This is a genomic window from Enterobacter cloacae complex sp. IR5384 (assembly GCF_049237265.1).
Taxonomy (GTDB): Bacteria; Pseudomonadota; Gammaproteobacteria; order Enterobacterales; family Enterobacteriaceae; genus Enterobacter; species Enterobacter cloacae.
Window position 1 is genome coordinate 234,516 of sequence record NZ_JBMKHJ010000002.1, and the last position, 26,702, is coordinate 261,217.

At 54.9% G+C, this 26,702-nt stretch carries 20 protein-coding genes; 9 read left to right on the forward strand and 11 right to left on the reverse strand.

Annotation, left to right across the window (positions count from 1 at the left end):
- Positions 1–69 precede the first annotated feature (69 nt).
- From holC to ahr, 4 genes are all read left to right on the forward strand, one after another.
- Positions 70–513: a DNA polymerase III subunit chi gene (holC, locus tag ACOTX3_RS03280; RefSeq protein ID WP_008502815.1), complete on the forward strand. Its 444-nt coding sequence runs from the start codon at positions 70–72 to the stop codon at positions 511–513.
- Entirely contained in the window at positions 513–3,368 is a 2,856-nt protein-coding gene (locus ACOTX3_RS03285) for a valine--tRNA ligase (protein WP_013098952.1), read from the forward strand. The genes holC and ACOTX3_RS03285 overlap by 1 nt, the downstream gene beginning before the upstream one ends.
- Positions 3,369–3,491: 123 nt before the next feature.
- Positions 3,492–3,995, forward strand: coding sequence for a GNAT family N-acetyltransferase (locus ACOTX3_RS03290; protein WP_013098953.1), 504 nt, complete (start codon positions 3,492–3,494; stop codon positions 3,993–3,995).
- 83 nt (positions 3,996–4,078) lie between these two features.
- A complete protein-coding gene (gene ahr / locus ACOTX3_RS03295) occupies positions 4,079–5,098 on the forward strand; it encodes an NADPH-dependent aldehyde reductase Ahr (protein WP_013098954.1) in 1,020 nt (339 codons plus the stop codon).
- Between the two features lie 58 nt (positions 5,099–5,156).
- Here ahr and ACOTX3_RS03300 read toward each other — a convergent pair whose 3' ends face one another.
- Entirely contained in the window at positions 5,157–6,803 is a 1,647-nt protein-coding gene (locus ACOTX3_RS03300; RefSeq protein ID WP_040021918.1) for a dihydroxyacetone kinase subunit DhaK, read from the reverse strand.
- 137 nt (positions 6,804–6,940) lie between these two features.
- Here ACOTX3_RS03300 and ACOTX3_RS03305 point away from each other — a divergent pair, with 137 nt between their 5' ends.
- A complete protein-coding gene (locus tag ACOTX3_RS03305) occupies positions 6,941–8,443 on the forward strand; it encodes a helicase HerA-like C-terminal domain-containing protein (RefSeq protein ID WP_013098956.1) in 1,503 nt (500 codons plus the stop codon).
- Here the strand turns inward: ACOTX3_RS03305 and ACOTX3_RS03310 are convergent.
- Positions 8,423–9,364 carry a TIGR01212 family radical SAM protein gene (locus tag ACOTX3_RS03310; RefSeq protein WP_100245148.1) on the reverse strand — a complete coding sequence of 314 codons (942 nt, stop codon included), beginning with the start codon at positions 9,362–9,364 and terminating at the stop codon, positions 8,423–8,425. The two genes, ACOTX3_RS03305 and ACOTX3_RS03310, sit on opposite strands and share 21 nt — an antisense overlap.
- Before the next feature lie 681 nt (positions 9,365–10,045).
- Between ACOTX3_RS03310 and gltB the strand changes: the two genes are divergently transcribed.
- Together gltB and gltD are read left to right on the forward strand one after the other, a co-directional pair.
- Positions 10,046–14,506, forward strand: coding sequence for a glutamate synthase large subunit (gene gltB, locus ACOTX3_RS03315; RefSeq protein WP_013098958.1), 4,461 nt, complete (start codon positions 10,046–10,048; stop codon positions 14,504–14,506).
- 9 nt (positions 14,507–14,515) lie between these two features.
- Complete coding sequence (gltD, locus tag ACOTX3_RS03320; RefSeq protein ID WP_013098959.1) at positions 14,516–15,934, forward strand: glutamate synthase subunit GltD; 1,419 nt, start codon at positions 14,516–14,518, stop codon at positions 15,932–15,934.
- A 30-nt stretch (positions 15,935–15,964) separates the two neighbouring features.
- On the opposite strand, the gene ACOTX3_RS03325 is transcribed toward gltD, so the two are convergent.
- The 9 genes from ACOTX3_RS03325 to zapE all read right to left on the reverse strand — a co-directional run bounded on the left by ACOTX3_RS03325 (position 15,965) and on the right by zapE (position 24,557).
- Positions 15,965–16,516 (reverse strand): membrane protein, encoded by a 552-nt coding sequence (locus ACOTX3_RS03325; protein WP_013098960.1) that lies wholly within the window; start codon positions 16,514–16,516, stop codon positions 15,965–15,967.
- Positions 16,513–18,939, reverse strand: a complete 2,427-nt coding sequence (locus ACOTX3_RS03330) for a fimbrial biogenesis outer membrane usher protein (RefSeq protein ID WP_058679449.1) — start codon at positions 18,937–18,939, stop codon at positions 16,513–16,515. The genes ACOTX3_RS03325 and ACOTX3_RS03330 overlap by 4 nt, the downstream gene beginning before the upstream one ends.
- 6 nt (positions 18,940–18,945) lie before the next feature.
- Positions 18,946–19,653: a fimbria/pilus chaperone family protein gene (locus tag ACOTX3_RS03335; RefSeq protein WP_058679450.1), complete on the reverse strand. Its 708-nt coding sequence runs from the start codon at positions 19,651–19,653 to the stop codon at positions 18,946–18,948.
- A 110-nt stretch (positions 19,654–19,763) separates the two neighbouring features.
- Entirely contained in the window at positions 19,764–20,435 is a 672-nt protein-coding gene (locus tag ACOTX3_RS03340) for a DUF1120 domain-containing protein (RefSeq protein ID WP_013098963.1), read from the reverse strand.
- Positions 20,436–20,856: 421 nt separating this feature from the next.
- A complete protein-coding gene (gene sspB, locus ACOTX3_RS03345) occupies positions 20,857–21,354 on the reverse strand; it encodes a ClpXP protease specificity-enhancing factor (protein ID WP_013098964.1) in 498 nt (165 codons plus the stop codon).
- 5 nt (positions 21,355–21,359) lie between these two features.
- A complete protein-coding gene (sspA, locus tag ACOTX3_RS03350; RefSeq protein ID WP_013098965.1) occupies positions 21,360–21,998 on the reverse strand; it encodes a stringent starvation protein SspA in 639 nt (212 codons plus the stop codon).
- Positions 21,999–22,306: 308 nt separating this feature from the next.
- The gene (gene rpsI / locus ACOTX3_RS03355; protein ID WP_000829818.1) at positions 22,307–22,699 is read right to left on the reverse strand and encodes a 30S ribosomal protein S9; all 393 of its coding nucleotides are present in this window, start codon (positions 22,697–22,699) and stop codon (positions 22,307–22,309) included.
- Positions 22,700–22,714: 15 nt separating this feature from the next.
- The gene (gene rplM, locus ACOTX3_RS03360) at positions 22,715–23,143 is read right to left on the reverse strand and encodes a 50S ribosomal protein L13 (RefSeq protein ID WP_013098967.1); all 429 of its coding nucleotides are present in this window, start codon (positions 23,141–23,143) and stop codon (positions 22,715–22,717) included.
- Positions 23,144–23,432: 289 nt separating this feature from the next.
- A complete protein-coding gene (gene zapE / locus ACOTX3_RS03365) occupies positions 23,433–24,557 on the reverse strand; it encodes a cell division protein ZapE (RefSeq protein ID WP_020687372.1) in 1,125 nt (374 codons plus the stop codon).
- A gap of 189 nt (positions 24,558–24,746) precedes the next feature.
- Here zapE and zapG point away from each other — a divergent pair, with 189 nt between their 5' ends.
- Positions 24,747–25,145: a Z-ring associated protein ZapG gene (gene zapG, locus ACOTX3_RS03370; protein WP_008502832.1), complete on the forward strand. Its 399-nt coding sequence runs from the start codon at positions 24,747–24,749 to the stop codon at positions 25,143–25,145.
- A gap of 172 nt (positions 25,146–25,317) precedes the next feature.
- Positions 25,318–26,685, forward strand: a complete 1,368-nt coding sequence (gene degQ / locus ACOTX3_RS03375; RefSeq protein ID WP_013098969.1) for a serine endoprotease DegQ — start codon at positions 25,318–25,320, stop codon at positions 26,683–26,685.
- Positions 26,686–26,702 lie beyond the last annotated feature (17 nt).

Below are 26,702 nucleotides of genomic sequence, written 5' to 3' on the forward strand. Positions count from 1 at the left end.
CCGTAGGCCGGGTAAGGCGAAGCCGCCACCCGGCTTAAGTATTTAAAGTGAGCACAAGAAGCCCCATATATGAAGAATGCAACGTTCTACCTTCTGGACAATGACACCCATCAGGATGGCCTCAGCGCCGTAGAACAGCTGGTGTGTGAAATTGCCGCAGAACGTTGGCGCGCAGGTAAGCGGGTTCTGATTGCCTGTGAAGATGAACAGCAGGCGATTCGTCTTGACGAAGCGCTGTGGGCGCGCCCGCCAGAGAGTTTTGTACCGCATAACCTGTCTGGCGAAGGGCCGCGCGGCGGCGCACCGGTCGAGATAGCCTGGCCGCAAAAGCGCAACAGCAGCGCGCGCGATATTCTGATTAGCCTGCGGATAGATTTTGCAGATTTTGCCACCGCTTTCACAGAAGTGGTAGACTTTGTCCCTTACGAAGAATCCTTGAAACAACTGGCGCGCGAACGCTACAAAGCGTACCGCCTGGCTGGTTTTAACCTGAATACGGCAACCTGGAAATAATGGAAAAGACATATAACCCACGCGATATCGAACAGCCGCTTTACGAGCACTGGGAACAGCAGGGCTATTTCAAGCCTAACGGCGATGAAAGCAAAGAGTCCTTCTGCATCATGATCCCGCCGCCGAACGTCACCGGCAGTTTGCATATGGGTCATGCCTTCCAGCAGACCATCATGGATACCATGATCCGCTACCAGCGCATGCAGGGCAAAAACACCCTGTGGCAGGCGGGGACTGACCACGCGGGTATCGCGACCCAGATGGTGGTTGAGCGTAAGATTGCCGCTGAAGAGGGTAAAACCCGTCACGATTACGGTCGCGACGCCTTTATCGATAAAATCTGGCAGTGGAAAGCAGAATCTGGCGGCACCATTACCCGTCAGATGCGCCGTCTCGGTAACTCCGTAGACTGGGAGCGCGAGCGTTTCACCATGGACGAAGGCCTTTCCAACGCCGTAAAAGAAGTGTTCGTCCGTCTGTACAAAGAAGACCTGATTTACCGTGGCAAACGCCTGGTTAACTGGGACCCGAAACTGCGCACCGCGATCTCTGACCTGGAAGTGGAAAACCGCGAGTCTAAAGGCTCCATGTGGCACATCCGCTATCCGCTGGCCGACGGCGCGAAAACCGCAGACGGTAAAGATTACTTAGTGGTGGCGACCACCCGTCCGGAAACCCTGCTGGGCGATACCGGCGTGGCCGTTAACCCGGAAGATCCGCGTTATAAAGATCTGATTGGCAAATTCGTGGTGCTGCCGCTGGTGAACCGCCGCATTCCGATAGTGGGCGACGAACACGCCGACATGGAAAAAGGCACCGGCTGCGTGAAAATCACCCCGGCGCACGACTTCAACGACTACGAAGTGGGTCGTCGTCACGCCCTGCCGATGATCAACATTCTGACCTTCGACGGTGACATCCGTGAAAGCGCAGAAGTGTATGACACCAAAGGCAACGAATCCGACGTTTACTCAAGCGACATTCCGGCGGAGTTCCAGAAGCTGGAACGCTTTGCCGCGCGTAAAGCGATTGTGGCTGCCGTTGACGCACTCGGCCTGCTGGAAGAGATTAAACCTCACGATCTGACCGTGCCGTACGGCGACCGTGGTGGCGTGGTTATCGAGCCAATGCTGACCGACCAGTGGTATGTGCGTGCCGACGTGCTGGCAAAACCGGCTGTTGAAGCGGTTGAAAACGGCAGCATTCAGTTCGTGCCGAAGCAGTACGAAAACATGTACTTCTCCTGGATGCGCGATATTCAGGACTGGTGTATCTCCCGTCAGCTGTGGTGGGGTCACCGTATCCCGGCATGGTACGACAACGAAGGCAACGTATACGTTGGCCGCAGCGAAGATGAAGTGCGTCAGGAAAACAACCTGAGCGCAGACGTTGCCCTGCGTCAGGACGAAGACGTGCTGGATACCTGGTTCTCCTCCGCGCTGTGGACCTTCTCCACCCTCGGCTGGCCAGAGAACACCGACGCGCTGCGTCAGTTCCACCCAACCAGCGTGATGGTGTCTGGCTTCGATATCATCTTCTTCTGGATTGCCCGCATGATCATGATGACCATGCACTTCATTAAAGATGAAAACGGCAAGCCGCAGGTTCCGTTCCATACCGTCTATATGACCGGTCTTATCCGTGACGATGAAGGCCAGAAGATGTCCAAATCCAAGGGCAACGTCATTGACCCGCTGGATATGGTGGACGGGATCTCCCTGGAAGAGCTGCTGGAAAAACGCACCGGCAACATGATGCAGCCGCAGCTGGCAGAGAAGATCCGCAAGCGCACCGAGAAACAGTTCCCGAACGGGATTGAATCTCACGGTACTGACGCCCTGCGTTTCACCCTGGCGGCGCTGGCCTCCACCGGTCGCGACATCAACTGGGACATGAAGCGTCTGGAAGGTTACCGTAACTTCTGTAACAAACTGTGGAACGCCAGCCGCTTCGTGCTGATGAACACTGAAGATCAGGATTGCGGCTTCAACGGCGGCGAGATGATCCTCTCTCTGGCCGACCGCTGGATCCTGGCGGAATTCAACCAGACGGTGAAAGCGTTCCGCGAGGCGCTGGACAGCTACCGCTTCGACATCGCGGCGGGCATTCTGTACGAATTCACCTGGAACCAGTTCTGTGACTGGTACCTGGAGCTGGCGAAGCCGGTCATGAACGGCGGAACGGAGGCAGAACTGCGCGGTACGCGTAACACGCTGATTACCGTGCTGGAAGGTCTGCTGCGTCTGGCGCACCCGATCATTCCATTTATCACCGAAACCATCTGGCAGCGTGTGAAAGCGATCGCGGGCATCAACGCCGACACCATCATGCTGCAGCCGTTCCCGGAATTTGATGCCGCTAAAGTGGATGAAGCTGCCTCAGCGGATACCGAGTGGCTGAAGCAGGCGATCGTCGCTGTACGTAACATCCGTGCAGAAATGAACATCGCCCCGGGCAAACCGCTGGAACTGCTCCTGCGCGGTTGCAGCGACGCGGCTGTTCGTCGTGTCACCGAGAACAATACCTTCCTGAAAACCATGGCTCGTCTGGAAAGCATCACCGTGCTGCCAGCCGATGACAAAGGTCCGGTCTCCGTGACGAAAATCATCGACGGCGCCGAGCTGCTGATCCCAATGGCAGGTCTCGTCGACAAAGACGCAGAGCTGGCACGCCTGGCGAAAGAAGTGGCAAAAGTCGACGTGGAAATTGGCAAAATCGAAAGCAAACTGGCGAACGAAGGCTTTGTCGCCCGCGCGCCGGAAGCGGTCATCGCCAAAGAGCGTGAACGCCTGGTTGCTTTCGCCGATGCGAAGACCAAGCTGATTGAGCAGCAGGCGGTGATTGCGGCCCTGTAATGCTTTTACCCCTTACGCTTCAGGGCGTAAGGGGTATTCTTCCTGAAAACTCCTCGCTTGCACTCCCCTTTCTGCGGTGCTATTAACAGCAATTGTGTGTCAATTTTTGTAATGAGTAATGCTATGAGCGTGATTACCCCCGTCGCGACGACGATGCGTCGGATCGCTGTGCAGGACAACCCGGCTATCGCCGCCGTTATCCGTACGGTTTCTGCCGAATATGGCCTGACGGCTGATAAAGGCTATACGGTTGCTGATCCAAATCTGGACGAGCTGTTCCAGCTTTACAGCCAGCCGGGCCATGCCTACTGGGTTATTGAGCAGAATGGCCAGGTGGTGGGCGGCGGCGGCGTTGCTCCGCTCAGCTGCAGTGAGCCGGATATCTGCGAGCTGCAGAAAATGTATTTCCTGCCATCTGTTCGCGGACAAGGCCTGGCGAAGAGACTGGCGCTGGTCGCACTCGACTATGCCCGCAATCAGGGTTTTACACGCTGTTACCTCGAAACAACCGCCTTCCTCAAAGAGGCCATCGGCCTGTATGAACATCTGGGCTTTGAGCATATTGATGCACCGCTGGGCTGCACCGGCCACGTCGATTGCGAAGTCAGGATGCTGAAAACGCTGTAAATACTTTTGCTGCCCTCTTCTGTTAAGCGGTGGTTAACTGAATGCTCTACACTCTCAGTTCACACCATAACGGGGGAAACACGATGTCGAAGATAAAAAGCTACGCCGCACCGCAGGCGGGTGCAGAACTTGAACTGTACGAGTACGATGCGGGCGAACTAAAAGCAGAAGACGTCGAAGTACAGGTTGATTACTGCGGGATCTGCCACTCGGATCTCTCCATGATCGACAACGAATGGGGCTTTTCAAGCTATCCACTGGTCGCCGGACACGAAGTGATTGGCCGCGTCGTGGCGCTCGGCAGCGCTGCGCAGGACAAAGGCCTGAAAGTGGGCCAGCGCGTGGGTATTGGCTGGACGGCACGCAGCTGCGGTCATTGCGACGCCTGTATCAGCGGCAACCAGATCAACTGCCTTGAAGGCGCCGTTCCAACCATCCTCAACAAGGGCGGTTTTGCCGATAAACTGCGCGCCGACTGGCAGTGGGTCATTCCGCTGCCGGACAGCATTGATATCGAATCCGCAGGCCCGCTGCTGTGCGGCGGCATTACCGTCTTTAAACCGCTGCTGATGCACCATATCACCGCCACCAGCCGTGTGGGTGTGATTGGTATCGGGGGGCTCGGTCATATTGCCATCAAACTGCTGCACGCGATGGGCTGCGAAGTGACGGCATTCAGTTCTAACCCGGCGAAAGAGCAAGAAGTGCTGGCGATGGGGGCGGATAAAGTGGTGAACAGCCGGGATCCAGACGCGCTGAAAGCACTGGCGGGTCAATTCGATCTGATCATCAACACCGTTAATGTCGATCTCGACTGGCAGCCGTACTTTGAAGCACTGGCCTACGGCGGTAACTTCCATACGGTGGGTGCCGTGCTGAAGCCGCTGCCGGTTCCGGCGTTTACCCTGATCGGCGGGGATCGCAGCGTGTCCGGCTCTGCAACCGGCACGCCGTTCGAGTTGCGCAAACTGATGAAGTTCGCCGGGCGCACGAAAGTATCGCCAACCACCGAACTCTATCCGATGTCGAAAATCAACGAAGCGATCCAGCACGTGCGTGACGGCAAAGCCCGTTACCGTGTGGTGTTGAAAGCAGATTTTTAATGTGACACCCCCCTCTCCCACCGGGAGAGGGCGCAAACACTAAAAACGGTAACGGTTGTTACCGTTTTGCTTCTACCATGGCCTTAAACACCTCTGCCACCGCAACCGCTCCCGGATCCATTACCCCATCCAGATTCTCTTTATTCACATACGACGAACGTCCCGCGCCCGCTTTGCCCATTCTGGCCGTTGCCTCTGCGCCCTGCTGTGCCGCCTGCGCCGCCGCCTGAAGATCGTTTTTCTGCAACGTCTCCAGCGCCGGCTGTAGCGCATCGATCAGCGTGCGATCGCCGAGATCGGCCCCGCCATACTGCTTCATCTGTGCCAGCCCGCTCAGCAATGCATCCGCAAGCGATTGTCCGTCATGCAGCTTTTGTCCGGCTGCCGTGAAAAAGATCGACATTAATACGCCACTCGATCCGCCCATCACCGTTGCCAGCCGCTCGCCCACCAGCAGAAGTAATGTCGACACGTCGTTAAGAGGAAGGTTGTTCTCCTCCAGACGCTGCGCAATCTCCCGCGCCCCTTGCGCAAAGGTGGATCCGGTATCGCCATCCCCCACTTTCGCATCCAGCGCGTTCAGACGGTTTTCCAGCTGAATCAACGTCTTTGTCACCACAGAGACATATTCGCCCACCTGCGGATTTGCGGACGGGGTAAACTCCACGCGGTCATGGATCGCACTATGCTCCAGGGTACGCAGCGGGGCAAACGCCACCGGCTTCTGCCAGCCCAGCGTCTCAACCTCTTCATGAAGGGCTTTTTCGAACAGATCGTTTAACTTCAGCAGCGTCAGCGAAAAGCCCTTCATATCGAGGGCGCTCACCAGCGGTGCCGGGCCAATCAGGTACGCCAGGTTATCTTTCAGTGCCGAGTGGGCCAGCTCTTTGGTGAGCAGAGCCATCTCAAGCGCTGATACGCCCCCCAGGTTATTGATCAACACTGCGAAGCGCCCGTCACCCGCCTTCGCCTTGAGCGGCGTCACCAGCGTGTCGATAATCGCTTTACTGTTCTGCGTATCCACGACGGAAGCCCCCGGCTCACCATGAATGCCCAGACCCAGCTCGACATGACCTTGCTTAATGCGCCCTTCTTCCTCGTCGCTTCCCGGCAGATTACACGTTTGCATCGCAACACCCAGGCTCCAGAGGTTATCGCAGGCCTGTTGCGCAATATTACGCACTTCACTCAGCGATTTTCCGTGCTCTGCGGCATAACCCGCGATCTTATGAACCAGCGCCGTACCGGCAATGCCGCGCGGCTGTTTGTTGTCCGGCAGCGCAATATCGTCTGCCACAATGACCATCTCCACCTTCAGGCCGTAGCGTTTCGCCTTTTCTGCCGCCAGACCAAAATTCAGGCGGTCACCGGTGTAGTTTTTAACGATCAGCAGGCAGCCACGGTCACCCGTCACCGCCACAATGGCATTCAGCACCGCATCCACGCTCGGCGAGGCGAAAAGATCGCCGCACACTGCTGCCGTCAACATACCTTTTCCGACAAACCCGGCGTGTGCAGGCTCGTGGCCGGAACCGCCACCGGAGATCACCGCCACGCGGCTCTTGTCCCAGTCGCTGCGGGCCACAATGCGAATGGCAGGATCAACATCAAGCTTGACGAGGTTACCGTGCGGAGCAGAAATCAGAATGCCTTCAATAGCATCGTTGACCAGTTGTTTGCGATTATTAAAAAAGAATCTGGACATACATTCTCAACTTGTTGTGAACCGTATGCAAAAGCATAGTCCGCGCTGGGTAATACGCCGCAAAGTAAGGAATTTTTAACGCCATTTTGCCGTCAGGTTGCCTATACTCCACCCAGGACTAAGAGAGGATGAGTATCATGAGTACACCATTGTTAATTGCCAGGACGCTGGAGAAAGAGCTGTTTTTACTGCCTGCGATGGCGAACCGTCACGGCCTGATCACCGGCGCCACCGGGACGGGGAAAACCGTTACCCTGCAGAAGCTGGCCGAATCGCTCTCTGAGATTGGTGTGCCGGTCTTTATGGCCGATGTAAAAGGCGATTTAACCGGTGTGGCTCAGGAGGGGGCACCCTCAGAAAAACTCCTTGAGCGTCTGAAAAATATCGGCGTCAATGACTGGACGCCGCACAACAACCCGGTAGTTGTCTGGGATATCTTTGGTGAGAAAGGTCATCCGGTACGTGCCACCGTCTCCGATCTTGGCCCGCTGCTGCTGGCCCGTCTTCTGAATCTCAACGATGTCCAGTCCGGGGTGTTGAACATCATCTTCCGTATTGCCGACGATCAGGGGCTGCTGCTGCTCGATTTCAAAGATCTGCGCGCCATAACCCAATATATCGGCGATAACGCTAAATCCTTCCAGAACCAGTACGGCAACATCAGCAGTGCCTCCGTGGGGGCCATTCAGCGCGGGTTACTGACGCTGGAGCAACAGGGTGCAGAACATTTCTTCGGCGAGCCGATGCTCGATATCAAAGACTGGATGCGCACAGACAGCAACGGCAAAGGCATCATCAACATTCTCAGCTCAGAGAAGCTCTATCAGATGCCGAAACTCTACGCCGCCAGCCTGCTGTGGATGCTCTCTGAACTTTACGAACAGCTACCGGAGGCGGGCGACCTTGAGAAGCCGAAGCTGGTGTTCTTCTTCGACGAAGCGCACCTGCTGTTCAACGATGCGCCGCAGGTGCTGCTCGACAAGATCGAGCAGGTTATCCGGCTGATCCGCTCCAAAGGCGTCGGCGTGTGGTTTGTTTCGCAAAACCCGTCGGATATCCCCGATAACGTGCTGGGGCAGCTCGGTAATCGCGTCCAGCACGCCCTGCGTGCCTTTACGCCAAAAGATCAGAAAGCCGTCAAAGCTGCCGCACAAACCATGCGCGCGAACCCGGCCTTTGATACCGAAGCGGCGATTCAGGCGCTGGGTACCGGTGAAGCGCTGATCTCCTTCCTGGATGCCAAAGGCAGCCCGTCAATTGTGGAACGCGCCATGGTGATAGCCCCTTGCTCGCGAATGGGGCCGGTAACGGACGATGAGCGCAACGGCCTGATTAACCACTCCCCGGTTTATGGGAAATACGAAGATGAGGTGGATCGCGAATCTGCCTTCGAGATGCTGCAAAAAGGGGTACAGGCCACCACCGACTCGCAGGACGCCCCACCCGCCAGGGGTCAGTCAGTCGCGGTGGATGACGGCATTCTGGGCGGGCTGAAAGACATTTTGTTTGGCAGTACCGGGCCGCGCGGCGGCAAGCGCGATGGCGTTGTGCAGACAATGGCGAAAAGCGCCGCGCGGCAGGTCACGAATCAGATAGTGCGCGGCATGCTGGGGAGTCTGTTAGGCGGTCGCCGCCGGTAGCGGAGCAACCCACGGCCGTCCCAGCGCCGAGCCCTGCACACCGTGCTCATGCAGATAGCGATCAATCTCCACCATCCCCGTCCAGCGGTTCTCACACCACAGCGGTGCCAGAAGCGTTGGACGACGGGCGCTGGCGGAGATACGGTGATAGACAATCTCGGGCGGCGTATGACGGATCATCTCCCCTGCCGTTACCGTATACTCGTCGAGTGCGATGCCATTTAACCGCCCGGCTTGCCAGGCTTTGGCCATAATGCTGCCCTGCACAATATGCAGCGGGTGCAGCTTGATCCCGTCCACGCCTGTCTCAATGACTTTTTCCAGCGTCTCCAGGCCATGCTGCTGCCCTTCTCCCGGCAGGCCGACAATCAGATGCGTGCAGACTTTCAGGCCACGTTCGCGGGCAAGGCGCGTGGTGCGCTGATAGCAGGCAAAATCATGGCCGCGATTAATACGGTGCAGGGTTTTGTCATGCGCGCTCTGCAGGCCTAGTTCCAGCCAGATCTCATAGCCCTGCTCTTTATACTCGCTGAGTAAATCCAGCACCGCGTCAGGCACGCAGTCCGGACGCGTACCGACACACAGCCCGACAATGTTCGCCTGAGCGACCGCCTGCTGATACATCGAACGCAGCACCTGTACTTCCGCCCATGTGCTGGTGTAGGCCTGGAAATAGGCCAGATACCGCTTTGCCCGGTTTACAAGGCTGGCCTGATGCGCGAGCTGTTCCGCGATAGATTTATGCTGCTGCGCCTCGTCCGCAAAGGAGGCCACGTTACAGAAGGTGCAGCCGCCGCGCCCGAGCGTACCATCGCGATTCGGGCAGCTAAAACCGCCATGCAGCGTCAGCTTGTGAACCTTTTGCCCGTAGCGCTGCAAAAGATCCCCACCAAACATATTGACTAATTTCTGTAACTGCATAATCTGATAGACCGTCCCGAAGAAAGGGGACAAGCCTGCCATTTTTAGCCACCATCGGCGATGACCTGGATCAATCGCCCTGGCTGGCCTTTATCTATTTGAATAACTACTCAAGATTACTGCAATTTCATTCACGGCAAATGTGATTACTTTTCCTTATGTTCTGATTGTTTTTTTTATTTATAACGCCAGCACTGAAAAACAGTGACTTTATGCGGGTTTAAACCGCACAGCAGTTTATTATCCTGTAAAAAAACCAGCATTCAGCACGCTGCATCAATAATACCGCTTTCATATAGTGAGTCAGATCACACTCCGCTGCGACTTCGCAGGGCGCTTAGTGGTTGTAAAAATAGTTAAATATCTTTTAAATACAATGCATTATCTTCTCTATAGCACATTTTTGTATAAATAAGATTGCCATTTGACCTGTGTACCAATTCCCGATAAGTTGGAAATCCGCTGGAAGCTTTCTGGATGAGCGGCCTGCTCATCATATTTATGCAGTAATTGAGATTCCCTCTGAAGCAAGTCCTCAAACTTGTTTACCTGCGCGAAAGGATGAAAAGAGGGCGAATGCGAGGTCCGCGTATGAAACGCAAACCCCGTCGCCATGCTCTTTCTGTGCCTGTGCGCCACGGTTCAGTGGGAAGCCCGACGAGCCTGGGGAGGTTCACTGATATGTTGTACGATAAATCCCTTGAGAAGGATAACTGTGGTTTCGGCCTGATCGCCCACATAGAAGGCGAACCTAGCCACAAGGTAGTGCGTACTGCTATTCACGCACTGGCCCGTATGCAGCACCGTGGTGCCATCCTTGCCGATGGTAAAACCGGCGACGGTTGCGGCCTGCTGCTGCAAAAACCGGATCGTTTCTTCCGTATCGTGGCGGAAGAGCGCGGCTGGCGTTTAGCCAAAAACTACGCTGTCGGTATGCTGTTCCTGAATCAGGATCCTGAAAAAGCTGCCGCCTCACGCCGCATCGTTGAAGAAGAACTTCAGCGTGAAACCCTGTCTATTGTCGGCTGGCGCGATGTGCCAACCAACGAAGGGGTGCTCGGTGAAATCGCCCTCTCCTCGCTGCCTCGTATTGAACAGATTTTTGTTAATGCGCCTGCGGGCTGGCGTCCACGTGATATGGAACGCCGTCTGTTTATTGCCCGCCGCCGCATTGAAAAACGTCTCCAGGACGACAAAGAGTTCTATGTCTGTAGCCTCTCGAACCTGGTGAACATCTATAAAGGTCTGTGTATGCCGGCTGACCTGCCGCGCTTCTACCTGGACCTGGCGGACCTGCGTCTGGAATCGGCCATTTGCCTGTTCCACCAGCGCTTCTCCACCAACACCGTTCCACGCTGGCCGCTGGCACAGCCGTTCCGCTATCTGGCGCACAACGGCGAGATCAACACCATCACCGGTAACCGCCAGTGGGCGCGCGCCCGTACCTATAAGTTCCAGACCCCACTGATCCCGGACCTGCATGATGCTGCGCCGTTCGTTAACGAAACCGGCTCTGACTCCAGCTCCATGGATAACATGCTGGAGCTGCTGCTGGCAGGCGGCATGGATATCGTGCGTGCCATGCGTCTGCTCGTGCCACCGGCCTGGCAGAACAATCCGGATATGGATCCGGAGCTGCGTGCATTCTTTGACTTTAACTCCATGCACATGGAGCCATGGGATGGCCCGGCGGGCATCGTCATGTCCGACGGTCGTTTTGCCGCCTGTAACCTGGACCGTAACGGTCTGCGTCCGGCGCGCTACGTCATCACCAAAGACAAGCTCATCACCTGCGCCTCAGAAGTCGGTATCTGGGATTACCAGCCTGACGAAGTGGTTGAGAAAGGCCGCGTAGGGCCGGGCGAGCTGATGGTTATCGATACCCGCGGTGGGCGTATTCTGCACTCCGCTGAAACAGACAACGATCTGAAGAGCCGCCATCCCTATAAAGAGTGGATGGAGAAAAACGTGCGCCGTCTGGTACCGTTCGAAGATCTGCCGGACGAAGAAGTGGGCAGCCGCGAGCTGGACGACGATACGCTGGCAAGCTTCCAGAAGCAGTTTAACTACAGTGCGGAAGAGCTGGATTCCGTCATCCGCGTGCTTGGTGAAAACGGCCAGGAGGCTGTCGGCTCCATGGGTGACGATACCCCGTTTGCCGTGCTCTCCAGTCAGCCACGTGTAATTTATGACTACTTCCGTCAACAGTTTGCACAGGTGACCAACCCGCCAATCGACCCGCTGCGTGAAGCCCACGTCATGTCATTGGCAACAAGCATTGGTCGCGAGATGAACGTCTTCTGCGAGGCAGAAGGCCAGGCTCACCGCCTGACCTTTAAATCTCCGATCCTGCTTTACTCCGATTTCAAACAGCTCACCACGCTGAAAGAGGATCACTACCGTGCAGACACGCTCGATATTACCTTCGACGTGACCGAAGCGACCCTCGAAGAGACGGTGAACGCGCTGTGTGACAAAGCGGAACAGATGGTGCGTAACGGCACCGTTCTGCTGGTGCTGTCTGACCGTAACATTGCGAAGAACCGCCTGCCGGTGCCTGCGCCAATGGCGGTGGGGGCTATCCAGACGCGTCTGGTCGATAAGAGCCTGCGCTGCGACGCCAACATCATTGTTGAAACCGCAAGCGCACGCGATCCGCACCACTTTGCCGTGCTGTTAGGCTTTGGTGCGACGGCGATCTATCCATACCTGGCCTACGAAACGCTGGCTCGTCTGGTGGACACCCGCGCGATCGACAAAGATTACCGTACCGTGATGCTGAACTACCGTAACGGCATCAACAAAGGTCTCTACAAAATCATGTCCAAAATGGGCATCTCGACCATCGCCTCTTACCGCTGCTCGAAGCTGTTTGAAGCGGTTGGCCTGCATAACGACGTGGCAAACCTCTGCTTCCAGGGCGTGGTTAGCCGCATCGGCGGCGCCGGTTTTGCCGACTTCCAGCAGGATCTGGTGAACCTGTCTAAGCGCGCCTGGCTGGCACGTAAGCCGCTGGAGCAAGGTGGTCTGCTGAAGTACGTTCACGGTGGCGAGTATCACGCCTACAACCCGGACGTGGTGCGCACGCTGCAGCAGGCCGTCCAGAGCGGCGAGTACAGCGATTATCAGCAGTATGCTGAGCTGGTGAACAACCGCCCGGCAGCCACGCTGCGCGATCTGCTGGCGCTGAACCCAGGTGATGAAGCGGTCAGCATCGACGACGTAGAACCTGCGTCTGAGCTGTTCAAACGCTTTGACACCGCTGCGATGTCCATCGGCGCATTAAGCCCGGAAGCCCACGAGGCGCTGGCCGAAGCGATGAACAGCATCGGCGGTAACTCTAACTCCGGTGAAGGCGGTGAAGATCCTGCCCGCTACGGCACCAATAAAGTGTCCCGTATCAAGCAGGTGGCATCCGGTCGCTTTGGCGTAACGCCTGCGTACCTGGTTAACGCCGACGTCATTCAGATTAAAGTCGCTCAGGGGGCAAAACCGGGCGAAGGCGGTCAGTTACCGGGTGATAAAGTCACCCCGTACATCGCCAAACTGCGTTACTCGGTACCGGGCGTGACGCTGATCTCCCCGCCGCCGCACCACGATATCTACTCTATCGAGGATCTGGCGCAGCTGATTTTCGACCTGAAACAGGTCAACCCGAAAGCGATGATCTCCGTGAAGCTGGTTTCCGAACCGGGCGTCGGCACCATCGCGACCGGTGTGGCGAAAGCCTATGCGGATCTCATCACCATTGCCGGTTATGACGGTGGTACTGGTGCAAGCCCGCTCTCTTCCGTGAAATACGCGGGTTGTCCGTGGGAGCTGGGCCTGGTGGAAACCCAACAGGCGCTGGTGGCAAACGGTCTGCGTCATAAGATCCGTCTGCAGGTGGACGGCGGTCTGAAAACCGGCCTCGACATCATCAAAGCGGCGATTCTGGGTGCGGAAAGCTTCGGCTTTGGTACCGGCCCGATGGTTGCGCTGGGCTGTAAATACCTGCGTATTTGCCACCTGAACAACTGTGCGACCGGCGTTGCAACCCAGGACGAGAAGCTGCGTAAGAACCACTATCACGGCCTGCCGTTCAAAGTGACAAACTACTTTGACTTCATCGCCCGTGAAACCCGCGAGCTGATGGCGCAACTGGGTGTAAAACGTCTGGTGGATCTGATTGGCCGTACCGACCTGCTGAAAGAGCTGGACGGTTTCACTGCCAAACAGCAGAAACTGGATCTGGGCAAGCTGCTGGAAACGGCCGAGCCGCATCCGGGTAAAGCGGTCTACTGCACCGAGAACAACCCGCCGTTCGACAATGGCGTGCTGAACGCGCAGCTGCTGCAGCAGGCGAAGCCATATGTGGATGAGAAGCAGAGCAAAACGTTCTGGTTTGATATCCGCAACACCGACCGCTCTGTGGGCGCGTCGCTCTCTGGTTACATCGCGCAAACGCACGGCGATCAGGGGCTGGCAGCGGATCCGATCACCGCGCACTTCAGCGGTACGGCGGGTCAAAGCTTCGGCGTGTGGAATGCCGGCGGCGTTGAGCTTTACCTGACTGGCGATGCTAACGACTACGTCGGAAAAGGCATGGCGGGTGGTCTGCTGGCGGTGCGTCCTCCGGTGGGCTCTGCCTTCCGCAGTCACGAAGCCAGCATCATCGGTAACACCTGTCTTTACGGCGCGACCGGTGGCCGTCTGTTTGCCGCGGGCCGTGCGGGTGAGCGTTTTGCGGTGCGTAACTCCGGTGCTATCACCGTGGTGGAAGGCATTGGCGATAACGGCTGTGAATACATGACGGGCGGGATTGTTTGCGTGCTGGGGAAAACCGGCGTGAACTTTGGCGCAGGTATGACGGGCGGTTTTGCATACGTCCTGGATGAAGATGGTGAGTTCCGCAAACGCGTGAACCCAGAACTGGTGGAAGTGCTGGACGTTGATACGCTGGCGATCCACGAAGAACACCTGCGCGGTTTGATTACCGAACACGTGCAGCATACCGGTTCTTCGCGCGGCGAAGAGATCCTGGCGAACTGGCCGGCGTTCTCTGCGAAATTCGCGCTGGTTAAACCGAAGTCCAGCGATGTTAAAGCCCTGTTGGGTCACCGTAGTCGTAGCGCAGCAGAGCTGCGTGTGCAGGCGCAGTAAGGAATTCAGATGAGCCAGAACGTATACCAGTTTATCGACCTGCAGCGTGTTGATCCGCCAAAGAAACCGCTGAAGATCCGTAAAATTGAATTTGTAGAAATCTATGAGCCGTTTTCAGAAGGCCAGGCCAAAGCACAGGCAGACCGCTGCCTGTCCTGCGGTAACCCTTACTGTGAGTGGAAATGTCCGGTCCATAACTACATCCCTAACTGGCTGAAGCTGGCCAACGAAGGGCGTATTTTTGAAGCCGCCGAGCTTTCTCACCAGACCAACACCCTGCCAGAAGTGTGCGGCCGCGTGTGTCCGCAGGACCGTCTGTGTGAAGGCTCCTGTACGCTGAATGACGAGTTTGGCGCGGTGACCATCGGTAACATTGAGCGCTACATCAACGATAAAGCGTTTGAGATGGGCTGGCGTCCGGATATGACTGGCGTGAAGCAAACCGACAAGCGCGTGGCGATCATCGGCGCGGGTCCGGCGGGCCTGGCCTGTGCGGATGTCCTGACCCGCAACGGCGTGAAGGCGGTGGTCTTTGACCGTCATCCGGAGATCGGCGGCCTGCTGACCTTCGGTATCCCGGCCTTCAAGCTGGAGAAAGAGGTTATGACCCGTCGCCGTGAAATCTTCACCGGCATGGGCATTGAGTTCAAACTGAATGTAGAAGTGGGCCGCGACGTGCAGCTCGACGATCTGCTGAAGGATTACGACGCCGTGTTCCTGGGCGTGGGCACCTATCAGTCCATGCGTGGCGGACTCGAGAACGAAGACGCGCCAGGCGTGTACGACGCGCTGCCGTTCCTGATTGCCAACACCAAACAGATCATGGGATATGGCGAAACGGCTGACGAGCCTTACGTCAGCATGGAAGGCAAACGCGTGGTGGTACTGGGTGGCGGTGACACCGCGATGGACTGCGTGCGTACCTCCATTCGTCAGAACGCGGCGCACGTAATCTGTGCTTACCGTCGTGACGAAGAGAACATGCCGGGCTCAAAACGCGAAGTGAAAAACGCGCGTGAAGAGGGCGTGGAGTTCCAGTTCAACATCCAGCCTCTGGGTATTGAAGTGAATGCCAACGGTAAAGTGAGCGGCGTGAAGATGGCGCGCACCGAGATGGGTGCCCCGGATGCCAAAGGCCGTCGTCGCGCGGAGATCGTGGCTGGTTCTGAGCACGTGATCCCGGCTGACGCGGTCGTCATGGCGTTCGGTTTCCGTCCTCACAGCATGGAGTGGCTGGCGAAGCACAGCGTTGAGCTGGATTCGCAGGGTCGTATTATCGCGCCAGAAGGCAGCGACAATGCGTTCCAGACCAGCAACCCGAAAATCTTCGCCGGTGGTGATATCGTTCGTGGTTCTGACCTGGTGGTGACAGCAATTGCCGAAGGCCGTAAGGCGGCAGACGGTATACTGAATTATCTGGAAGTGTAAAAATTGGCCCGGCGATTGCCGGGCCAACTTTTATTTTTTAAGCAGTTGCCAGGTTAAATCGGTCTCCAGCGCGGTTTGATCCGAAATATGGTTAAACGCGCTGTCATTGAGCACCGGGAAAATGGTGACGGTAAAGTTCATCTGCTGGCCGCTGGGTACCCTGCCGTTTTCAACCGCCACGACAGCCTCGTTATTGCGGATATAGAGCGATGACCCATTATCAGTATCCGGCGTAAAATTCACCTGATCCGTTGTTTTCCCTACGTTGTAGCTTTTACCATCCAGCGTCAGGTTGCTGACCTTTATCGCCACACCACCGTTCTGACCAAACTGAAAACGCCCTTTCTGACCAGAAGCCCCCTGTAACAGCGTCGCCATCTGTTGTTTTTCCGGGCAATAGACGCTGACATTTATGTCTTTTTCCGGCATTTTGTTCCAGCTCTGCTGGCTGGTGACAATGCTGTCACGCCGCATCTGGTGATAATCCACAACCGGCTGAGAGAGCGTTAGCTGACAATCGTCAGCATAAGAAAGGCACGGTAAAGCAAGCAGCAATAGCGCAGCCAGACGTTGAATGTTCATCGACATACTCCGTTAACTTCTTCGTAAAACGCGTCTTCGTCGTGCTTTTCAGGAAGCGTAAAATCAAGTTTGCACAGACGGTTATTGTCATCATCAACGGCATAAAGCGCGCTAATCTGATCGGCATCGTTCAGGAAGACATGTCCGTCATCAACCACCGTCACCACGTAGTTATTTTTATCATCCACCACCGAAAGACCTTTCGTCAGCGGCTTCCCGTCGGCCTGCTTAATACGTAACATCACGCGGCGACTGTTCAATACTTTAAAGCTCACTTCGCTTACCGAGCCATGTGCAGCAGCAATATATTTGGTCCCGTTCGCCAGGGTCATGCTCTGCGGTAGCTTGTTCGCATCCACTTCGATACGTGAGTTACGCCATTCAGTCAGGCCGGGAATGACAGCCTGGCCCCAGCGGTCGGTCCAGACGGTGCCCTGCGGCGTGGTGATCTCAACGCCCGCTTTCGGTTCGCTAAGTCTGGCGATGGCAAACGTGTCCTTGATGGAATACGGTGAGAAGGTCACACCGTCTTTGTGCATCGCAATGCCGCCAGACAGGGTCGCATTGTAGTTACGCTGATGATCGCCGCTGGTACCGCCCCCGACGCTAAGCTGGGTGTAGTGAAGATTAGTGTTGATGTTGCCGTTGAAGCTGTTTTCCTGTGATTCGTCATCACGATCGGCAGAAATATAGTAGTTGGTGTTCTCCCCCAGCGAGCCACTGTTCGCCAGACCATAGCTGGTGCTGTCGCCCTGCTTACGCATATACGAACTCAGGCTCTGCGAGCCGCCTAACGGAATGCTGAGGTTGATATAGAGCAGATCGTCGTCCTGGTCGTCCCCCGTGCTGCCCACTGCGCTTTGCCAGTTCACGTTGATTGAAGCGTATTTGAAGGTTTTTCCCCACGACAGAAGCAAGTAGCGGGAATCTTCGCCGTCTCCTGCGGCCTGGTTGTAGCTCAGGCCCGCACTAAATGCCCCGGCCAATTCTGTGGACCAACGTACGTTGGCCGAATAACTGTTGTCATAGCCCTGATAATCATCATCCATGGCATCTGCGAGTTCGCGATAATCACCGCTGTAATGCGCCACGCTGGCAGACAGGCCGACATTCTCAGTCAACGAGTAATCGCTCTGGAGTTCGTTTTTGATACCGTTATCACTGTCGCCAAATTGCGCGTTGCTGGCGGCCATACTGGTTGAGACGTTCCAGCCATCGGTAACCATAAATTCTGTGCGCGCCCCCGCGGCCTGATAATCTTCGGCTACCACGCCGGAGGCAAGCAGGTTCATCCAGGGGAAAATTCGCCAGCCATCGGATACGTTGAACACCAGCGGATCGCTGTAGTCACTGTCTATACCACGCACCTGGCCCGCCGAAACGGTCAGGCCGTTTGGTTTTGAAAGATTTCGGGCTTTTACAGATGCGGCGGGAACAATATAGTGGTTGGTCGAACCGTCGGACTCCACAACGGTGACGTCAAGATCGACGTTGTTACGGACCATCGGGACGTCATCCAGCGTGAACGGGCCCGCCGGTACTAACGTGTTAAAAATGAGTCTTCCGTTTTGACGCACTTCAACGCGCGCCTGCGAGGTTCGGGCAATACCGGATACGCTCACCCCCGAACTGTCTTTCTGCAGACCACTGGTCGGCATTAACTGCACACCGGTAATCGGGACGCCGCTTAACACATCTGACATGGCGTTAATTTCCCCCACCTGCATGGTCAGGCGTTGAGGAACAAACACATGCTCTGCGTAGGTATAAATACTCTCTGCGTTTCGGTTGCCGTTGTCATCCGTCAGGATATAGCGGCTGCGTAGCGACCAGTCCATCGCGTTGAAGCCCGCCTCCAGGCTTGCCTGTGAGTAACGGTTACTGCTGCTGTCACTTCCGCTGTATTCGTTTTTGGTGCTGAAGAGCGAGTAGTTAAGCATGCCTGCCGTGCCGCCATGCTGGAAATTTTTGACATCAGCGCTCAGGCTGTTAAGTGCTTCCGCTGGCAGATAAAGCTCGACCGCTTCCTGGTTTGGCAAGGGATTGATCACCGCCTGAGCGTAATCGCTACGCAGATCATGGCAGGTCTCATTCGCCTTTATGGGCACCGGCATGAGACCTGCAAATTCCAGGAAGTCGTTATCAACGCACATCGTTCCGTCTTCACTGAAGCGTACGGCCGCTGTTCCGCGATCGTTACCGTTCACTTTGACAGAAACGGAATGCGTCCCCGGTAAAAAGCGCGGCGCTTGTGCAAAATAGCGGTTTAGATCGGCCCCAAGACCACGTGATTTCAGGATATCAGTATCAAACGTCACCTCCCTCGCGTGGAGGGAGGGAGCATCAAGCAACATCAGAGGTATTGCGCTATAAATCACAGCGCGCACAAAAAGTGCAAGTTGGCTTTTTTTACGCACCGCCATAATCCTTTATTTTTTATTGAGATCCGAGATAAAGCTGGGCACTTCGACCCCATAGCGGCTGGCCGGGAAAAACTTCACTTTCGTGTTTCCACTGACGGATTTGCCCATAGAAACCGTCATGGTTTCACCGGGTAAAATGTAGGTTTTGGCAAGCGATCCGCTGATGCCTGAAGGCTGCAGCACCACGTTCTGTGCCAGACGCACAACATATTTGCTTGGGTTTTTTACCGTGACGGACGTGCCTGACGCGGTCCATTCGAGGAATTTCCACGCATCGGTTACCACGGCCAGCTTCGCAGGGCGAATCAGTACGGGCAGGTCCTGACGAATATTGATGCCAATTTTCACTTTATTGTCATCGCTCTTCGGCGGGATCCCTTCGAAGGTCACACGCTTGTAGTGCTCAACGTCCAGCGGTTTGCTGGTTTGCAGGATGAAGCGCAATTGCTGAGTCTGACCGGGCTCGAGACGTACCACGGGCTGAGTGGTGACAAGTTTCAGGCCTTTATCATCTGGCAGATCCACCACGTCGGTGTACAGCAGCGACGGATGGCTATCGGTATTTTTGACGTTAATGGTGCCACTGTGGGTCGCTTCATCAATCACCAGCAGACTGGTTTCTGGCACCATACCGGCTGCATGTACGCCAAACTGCACAGAGAATAAAGCTGCGGCAGCGAGTGTTTTAAATAAAACCTTTTTAGAGCATGTCATATGTATATTCCTTGAAAGCACTACTTAACATTCCGTGTTGATGGCGCTTATTTTTGAGAGAAAGGGTGTTCCCTCTGCATTAAATTTAACTCACTTTAAATTTGAAAGAATTACAGATACTTTAGGCTGATCGTCAACTGACCATCCAGCCGGGTATCATCGGTAATGGAAAGCGTTGTGGTATTCTGAATAGCCAGAGACGTTACCAGCGGAAATGTTGCTGTCTGGAAAGCAAGCGGGTCAATACTTCCCGCTAATGCGACGGTAATATTACGATTATTTTCACCCTGACTTGAACCATCAGTACTCTTAGCCCAGGTCATTGAGCCATTCTGCTGATATATTGGATCGACAGATTTTCCGTCTGCAGTAACGCTATTCACCTTCATAAACATGGCATAAGAGCCAATATTTACCGTGCCTGCTTTGCCAACGCCATAGGTCTGGTTAGTCGCACTCTGTGCCCCACCCGTAAATGTACCGGCAGAAACGGTTAATCCTGCGTTAGAGTCGGCGCGATCGTCTATCATATTCCAGGCCACTTTTGTTGCTGCCGTGCAGGTAATGGTGAGATCGATATTCCGTTGCCCTAACTGGTTCACCGCCGTAGAGGACAATTCACCTAAGCGGATATTTCCATAGTCCACCACGCCGCCATTGCTAAATTCAGGAGTACAGGCCGAGGCTGTCAGCGTCCCTTTAATTTTCAATATCGCGGTTTCAGCGGCAAACGTAGAGTTTACGCAAAGGAATAATGCTGTAGCCAATAGAATTTTTTTCACGAGTTAATCCATAACTTATGATTTAAAGAAAATAAAATTCGACTGAGTTCATCCTTGATAGTCGCTATTACCTCCGTTTGCAAAATGCATGGTGCGATAATATAGAAATCATAAATACATGCAACTTAGGTTTATTAACTTTTCTTTTTAGATTTACTCAAACAATAGGCAGGATTTATAAAACAGAGGTTTCCAGTTCTTTTTTGACCATTTATATTCAGAATAATTATTGCTTGCGATGATTTATTTTCGCTGGCTTTGTATTCCAAAATTTCTGTCATATAGAATAAAGCATTGCACTGTCTTAATTTTGTACAAATCTATACATAGAAAAAATATTCGTTCAACAGGCGCTTAATCTTTACATCGACAAAAAAAATCCAGCCGACTGAGGAGGGCTGGATTTTATAATGGATGACGTTTATTTTACCACTCTGAGAGCCGGACGCCCGCCGCGTGGTGGCGGATCGTCATCAGGATCGTTTTCATCCTGGCGGTCAGGTTTGTCGCCGTCAATAACCGACATCACCGTGTCGCTGTCTCGCTCCCCGGTTGCATCGTCTTCATTCAGGCTGGCAACGTCTTCATCGTAAGCCGCTTCCGGCTCGAACATCGTACCCGCGCCGTTTTCCCGCGCGTAGATAGCCAGCACCGCGGCCAGCGGCACGGAAACCTGACGCGGTACGCCGCCGAAACGCGCGTTAAAACGCACTTCGTCGTTCGCCAGTTCAAGATTACCCACCGCACGGGGGGCAATGTTCAAAACGATCTGTCCGTCACGCGCGTATTCCATCGGAACCAGCACGCCCGGCAACGTCACATCCACAACCAGGTGCGGCGTGAGCTGGTTATCCAGCAGCCATTCATAGAAGGCGCGCAGCAGATACGGACGGCGTGGTGAAAGTTGTGACATTTCCACAGTCATTAGCCTCGGCCGAGACGCATTTCACGTTCCGGTTCAGTTAAGGATGCCAGGAAGGAGTCGCGTTCAAAGACGCGGGTCATATAGCCTTTCAGCTCTTTTGCGCCCGGGCCGCTGAATTCAACGCCAAGTGTCGGCAGGCGCCACAGCAGCGGTGCCAGGTAGCAGTCCACCAGGCTGAACTCATCGCTCAGGAAAAACGGTTTCTGGCCGAACACAGGGGCAATCGCCAGCAGCTCTTCACGCAGTTGTTTACGTGCAGCGTCTGCTTCTGAAGCAGAGCCGTTTTCGATCACGTTCATCAGCGTGTACCAGTCTTTCTCGATACGCTGCATGTACAGGCGGCTTTCGCCACGCGCAACAGGGTAAACAGGCATCAGCGGTGGATGCGGGAAACGCTCATCCAGGTATTCCATAATGATACGGGATTCCCACAGGGTCAGCTCGCGATCCACCAGCGTTGGTACACTTTGGCTCGGGTTGAGATCGATCAGATCCTGAGGTGGGTTATCCTTTTCCACATGCTCGATCTCAAAACTGACACCCTTCTCGGCCAGCACGATACGAACCTGATGGCTATAAATGTCAGTAGGACCAGAAAACAGCGTCATTACCGAACGTTTGTTGGCAGCGACAGCCATGAAAACCTCCAGGTATATTCAGAATTTTTACTGCTACCGACCCGGTGGGGCCAGCCAGATGATGTAGCGCCCATCCCAGAGAAGACACATTGTTCAAGAATCGAACAAAAATCGAGTATTCACCGATATTTGGGCAGAAAATTGGATGATAGTTTACCAGATTTTGATGGCTTTGTGGTGAGGGGATTCTGGAAATGCGGAAAAAGAGGAGATATATGCATTGATAATGTGGATAACCTGAGCATTACCCATAAAAAAACCCGCCGAAGCGGGTTTTTCGCCAATCGTTCTGCGTGAGCAGAAAATGATTAACGTTTGGAGAACTGTGGACGACGACGTGCTTTACGCAGACCCACTTTCTTACGTTCAACCTGACGAGCGTCACGAGTAACGAAGCCAGCTTTACGCAGTTCAGAACGCAGGGATTCGTCGTACTCCATCAGAGCGCGGGTGATACCGTGACGGATCGCACCTGCCTGACCGGAGATACCACCACCTTTAACGGTGATGTACAGATCCAGTTTTTCTACCATATCAACCAGTTCCAGCGGCTGGCGAACTACCATGCGGGCAGTTTCGCGACCGAAGTACTGTTCCAGAGAACGCTGGTTGATTACGATTTTACCGTTGCCCGGTTTGATGAACACGCGAGCTGCGGAACTTTTGCGGCGACCAGTGCCGTAGTATTGATTTTCAGCCATTGCCTATAATCCCGATTAGATGTCAAGAACTTGCGGTTGCTGTGCCGCGTGGTTGTGCTCGTTACCTGCGTAAACTTTCAGTTTACGGAACATAGCACGACCCAGCGGGCCTTTTGGCAGCATGCCTTTAACCGCGATTTCAATCACACGCTCAGGACGGCGAGCAATCATCTCTTCAAAGGTCGCTTCTTTGATACCACCGATGTGGCCAGTGTGGTGGTAGTACATTTTGTCTTCACGCTTGTTGCCGGTTACAGCAACTTTTTCTGCGTTCAGAACGATGATGTAGTCACCAGTATCAACGTGCGGAGTGTATTCCGCTTTGTGCTTACCGCGCAGGCGACGAGCCAGTTCAGTAGCCAGACGGCCCAGAGTTTTACCGGTCGCGTCAACAACATACCAGTCGCGTTGTACGGTTTCTGGTTTAGCTGTAAAAGTTTTCATTAAAAGCTTACCCAAATAATAAGTTACACGTTGGTGAACACCCAAACGTTTAGTCAGTTGAGGTTCACACGACAAAGTCCGGCAAACCTACCCCTTCGAATAGCTCATGCCGACACATAGAAAGTTTCGGGAAAAAAACCTTCTCGTAACGTGGGGTCGCAAGATTATAGAGAAGTTGAGGTCAAAGATCGACCCTTAAATGTGATTTGGAATGGGTTTTTCGGGGGGCGAGTTTTTGCGGTCCGGTGCCCTCACCCCCAGCCCCTCTCCCACAGGGAGAGGGTAGCATTTAAGGCATATGCTCCAGCTTCAGATACTCCTCGCTCTGCATCTCCTGCAGGCGCGACAGGCAGCGCTGGAACTCAAACTTCAAACGTTCCCCCTGATACACCTCATATAAAGGCACCTCGGCGCTCACCACCAGCTTGACGTGGCGTTCGTAAAACTCGTCCACCAGCGCAATGAAGCGTCGCGCCTCGCTTTCCATCAGCCGTGTCATGACGGGTACATCCAGCAGCATCACCGTGTGGAACAGGCGCGAAAGAGCGATGTAGTCGTGCTGACTGCGGGCATCCACGCACAGCGTCGCAAAAGAGACCGCCAGCGTTTGGTTTTCAACACCGAGCGTAGGCAACGGACGATGGTTAATCTCCAGCGTCGGGGCGTTTTCGCGCTTTGCCCCCGCCAGCGCCAGCCACAGTTTATCCATCTGGCGGGTGGTCTCGGCATTCAGCGGTGAGAGCCACAGGTGCGCCTGAGTCAGCGTGCGCAAACGGTAATCCACGCCCGCATCAACATTCATAATGTCACAATGCTGTTTGATGGCATCAATGGCAGGCAGGAAACGCGCCCGCTGGAGGCCGTTACGATACAGCTCATCCGGCGGAATATTCGAGGTGGCGACCAGCGTGATGCCGCGGGCAAACAGCGCTTTCATCAGGCCGCCCAACAGCATGGCATCGGTGATATCCGAAACAAAAAACTCATCGAAACAGAGGACGTCCGTTTCAGCTTTAAACCTGTCAGCCACAATCTCCAGCGGATCGCTTTTGCCCTGCAGCGCCGTTAACTCTTCATGCACCCGCAGCATAAAGCGGTGGAAGTGCAGGCGTTGTTTACGCTCACCCGGCAGGCTCTGATAAAACAGATCCATCAACCAGGTTTTCCCGCGACCGACACCGCCCCACATATATAAACCGCGTGCCGGAGCGTTAGCCTGTGGCTCTTTTTTTCCGAGCAGTCGGCTCAATGCCGCCTTCAGTCCACCGCTCTGCCCTGCTTCCGCAGGTTTTGCCGTAAGCTCATGGAAAAGGGTATCCAGACGGTTAACCGCTTCACGTTGAACGTCATCCGGCTGATGTGAGCCCTCGTCCAGGGCCAGTTGATATCGCGATGCGGGGGACAGGTTTTGCATAATCTTGTTGTTATTCCTTCAATTAAACCTCATCAGCAGGCGTGACTGATGAAAAAAAGGCCGTTCTACACTACGCGATGATACGTCAGGATTCCACTTCTGCAGAAATAGCGGTTATAGTGGCAATATCAGGCACAGGCAGGAGCCGAGCCAACACCCTACGGAACAACAAGACAACGGGAGAAGTTCATGACCTGGGAATATGCGCTAATCGGTTTAGTCGTCGGCATCGTGATCGGTGCTGTGGCCATGCGTTTCGGTAATCGCAAATTGCGTCAGCAGCAGTCACTGCAATACGAACTGGAAAAGAACAAAGCCGAGCTGGAAGAGTACCGCGAAGAGCTGGTCAGCCACTTTGCCCGTAGCGCTGAGCTGCTGGACAACATGGCGACCGACTACCGCCAGCTGTATCAGCACATGGCAAAAAGCTCCAGCAGCCTGCTGCCGGAAATGACCGCGGAAACCAACCCGTTCCGCAACCGTCTGGCAGACTCTGAAGCCGGTAACGATCAGGCCCCTGTTCAGATGCCTCGCGACTATTCTGATGGCGCGTCCGGCCTGCTGCGCGGCGGTGTTAAGCGCGATTAATCACACAACCTGAAATTATTTTACGGGCGCAGCGATTGCGCCCGTCCTTTCTTCCTGACCCCAGCTATTATTTAGTTAAACACCTCATTGTTCAGCGGTTTAAAATTCAATAACATCAACGTGTTTTTGGGCCCGTTTTTTCCTTTACTCCAGGTTACGAGAGTCAGCATCGATGAAGAAAAAGAACCAGCTGTTGAGCGCGTTAGCGTTAAGTGTCGGGTTATCTCTCTCGGCGTCCTTCCCTGCCTTTGCCGCCCTTCCCTCGCAGGTGCCGGGCCAGACGGCGATTCCGAGCCTCGCACCCATGCTGGAAAAAGTGTTGCCTGCGGTAGTCAGCGTGCAGGTTGAAGGCACTGCCGTGCAAAGCCAGCGCGTACCTGAAGAACTGAAAAAATATTTTGGCGATGAGTCGCCCGACCAGCAGGCTCAGCCTTTTGAAGGGCTGGGCTCAGGCGTCATCATTGATGCGGCCAAAGGCTATATTCTGACCAACAACCACGTTATCAGCCAGGCCGATAAAATCAGCGTGCAGTTGAATGATGGTCGGGAATTTGATGCCAAACTGATCGGCGGCGATGACCAGAGCGACATCGCGCTGTTGCAGGTGCAAAACCCAAGTAATCTGACCCAGATTGCCATCGCGGACTCCGACAAACTGCGCGTCGGCGACTTTGCTGTTGCCGTGGGCAACCCCTTTGGTTTAGGACAAACGGCGACCTCCGGGATCATTTCCGCGCTGGGGCGCAGCGGCCTGAATCTTGAAGGCCTGGAAAACTTTATCCAGACCGATGCCTCCATTAACCGCGGGAACTCCGGCGGGGCGCTGCTGAACCTTAACGGCGAGCTGATTGGTATTAACACAGCAATCCTCGCGCCAGGTGGCGGCAGTATCGGGATCGGGTTTGCCATTCCCAGCAATATGGCCAAAACGCTGGCACAGCAGCTTATCCAGTTTGGTGAAGTCAAACGCGGCCTGCTGGGCATCAAAGGGATGGAGATGAGCGCCGATATCGCAAAAGCGTTCAACATCAACGTGCAGCGCGGTGCGTTCGTCAGTGAAGTGCTGCCCAATTCCGGCTCGGCAAAAGCGGGCATTAAATCAGGTGATGTGATCGTCAGCCTGAATGATAAGCCGCTGAGCAGCTTTGCAGAACTGCGCTCACGTATCGCCACCACCGAACCGGGCGCCAAAGTGAAGCTGGGCCTGATTCGTGACGGCAAACCGCTGAATGTGGAAGTGACGCTGGACAAGAGTACCTCTTCCTCCGCCAGTGCGGAGCTTATCGCCCCCGCACTGCAGGGAGCGACCCTCAGCGACGGGCAACTGAAAGACGGCACCAAAGGCATCAGCATCGATACCGTAGAGAAGAGCAGCCCTGCCGCGCAGGCGGGATTGCATCAGGATGATGTGATCATCGGCGTGAATCGCACCCGCGTGCAGTCCATCGCTGAGCTGCGCAAGGTGCTGGAAAGTAAACCAACGGTCATTGCCCTGCAAATTATGCGCGGCAACGAATCTATCTATATTCTGTTGCGCTAAGCATTTGCTATCCCGGG

Coding starts and splice junctions, on each gene's coding strand:
- holC (WP_008502815.1), top strand. CDS start 70: ATGAAGAATGCAACGTTCTACCTTCTGGACAATGACACCCATCAGGAT.
- ACOTX3_RS03285 (WP_013098952.1), top strand. CDS start 513: ATGGAAAAGACATATAACCCACGCGATATCGAACAGCCGCTTTACGAG.
- ACOTX3_RS03290 (WP_013098953.1), top strand. CDS start 3,492: ATGAGCGTGATTACCCCCGTCGCGACGACGATGCGTCGGATCGCTGTG.
- ahr (WP_013098954.1), top strand. CDS start 4,079: ATGTCGAAGATAAAAAGCTACGCCGCACCGCAGGCGGGTGCAGAACTT.
- ACOTX3_RS03300 (WP_040021918.1), bottom strand. CDS start 6,803: ATGTCCAGATTCTTTTTTAATAATCGCAAACAACTGGTCAACGATGCT.
- ACOTX3_RS03305 (WP_013098956.1), top strand. CDS start 6,941: ATGAGTACACCATTGTTAATTGCCAGGACGCTGGAGAAAGAGCTGTTT.
- ACOTX3_RS03310 (WP_100245148.1), bottom strand. CDS start 9,364: ATGCAGTTACAGAAATTAGTCAATATGTTTGGTGGGGATCTTTTGCAG.
- gltB (WP_013098958.1), top strand. CDS start 10,046: ATGTTGTACGATAAATCCCTTGAGAAGGATAACTGTGGTTTCGGCCTG.
- gltD (WP_013098959.1), top strand. CDS start 14,516: ATGAGCCAGAACGTATACCAGTTTATCGACCTGCAGCGTGTTGATCCG.
- ACOTX3_RS03325 (WP_013098960.1), bottom strand. CDS start 16,516: ATGAACATTCAACGTCTGGCTGCGCTATTGCTGCTTGCTTTACCGTGC.
- ACOTX3_RS03330 (WP_058679449.1), bottom strand. CDS start 18,939: ATGGCGGTGCGTAAAAAAAGCCAACTTGCACTTTTTGTGCGCGCTGTG.
- ACOTX3_RS03335 (WP_058679450.1), bottom strand. CDS start 19,653: ATGACATGCTCTAAAAAGGTTTTATTTAAAACACTCGCTGCCGCAGCT.
- sspA (WP_013098965.1), bottom strand. CDS start 21,998: ATGGCTGTCGCTGCCAACAAACGTTCGGTAATGACGCTGTTTTCTGGT.
- rpsI (WP_000829818.1), bottom strand. CDS start 22,699: ATGGCTGAAAATCAATACTACGGCACTGGTCGCCGCAAAAGTTCCGCA.
- rplM (WP_013098967.1), bottom strand. CDS start 23,143: ATGAAAACTTTTACAGCTAAACCAGAAACCGTACAACGCGACTGGTAT.
- zapE (WP_020687372.1), bottom strand. CDS start 24,557: ATGCAAAACCTGTCCCCCGCATCGCGATATCAACTGGCCCTGGACGAG.
- zapG (WP_008502832.1), top strand. CDS start 24,747: ATGACCTGGGAATATGCGCTAATCGGTTTAGTCGTCGGCATCGTGATC.
- degQ (WP_013098969.1), top strand. CDS start 25,318: ATGAAGAAAAAGAACCAGCTGTTGAGCGCGTTAGCGTTAAGTGTCGGG.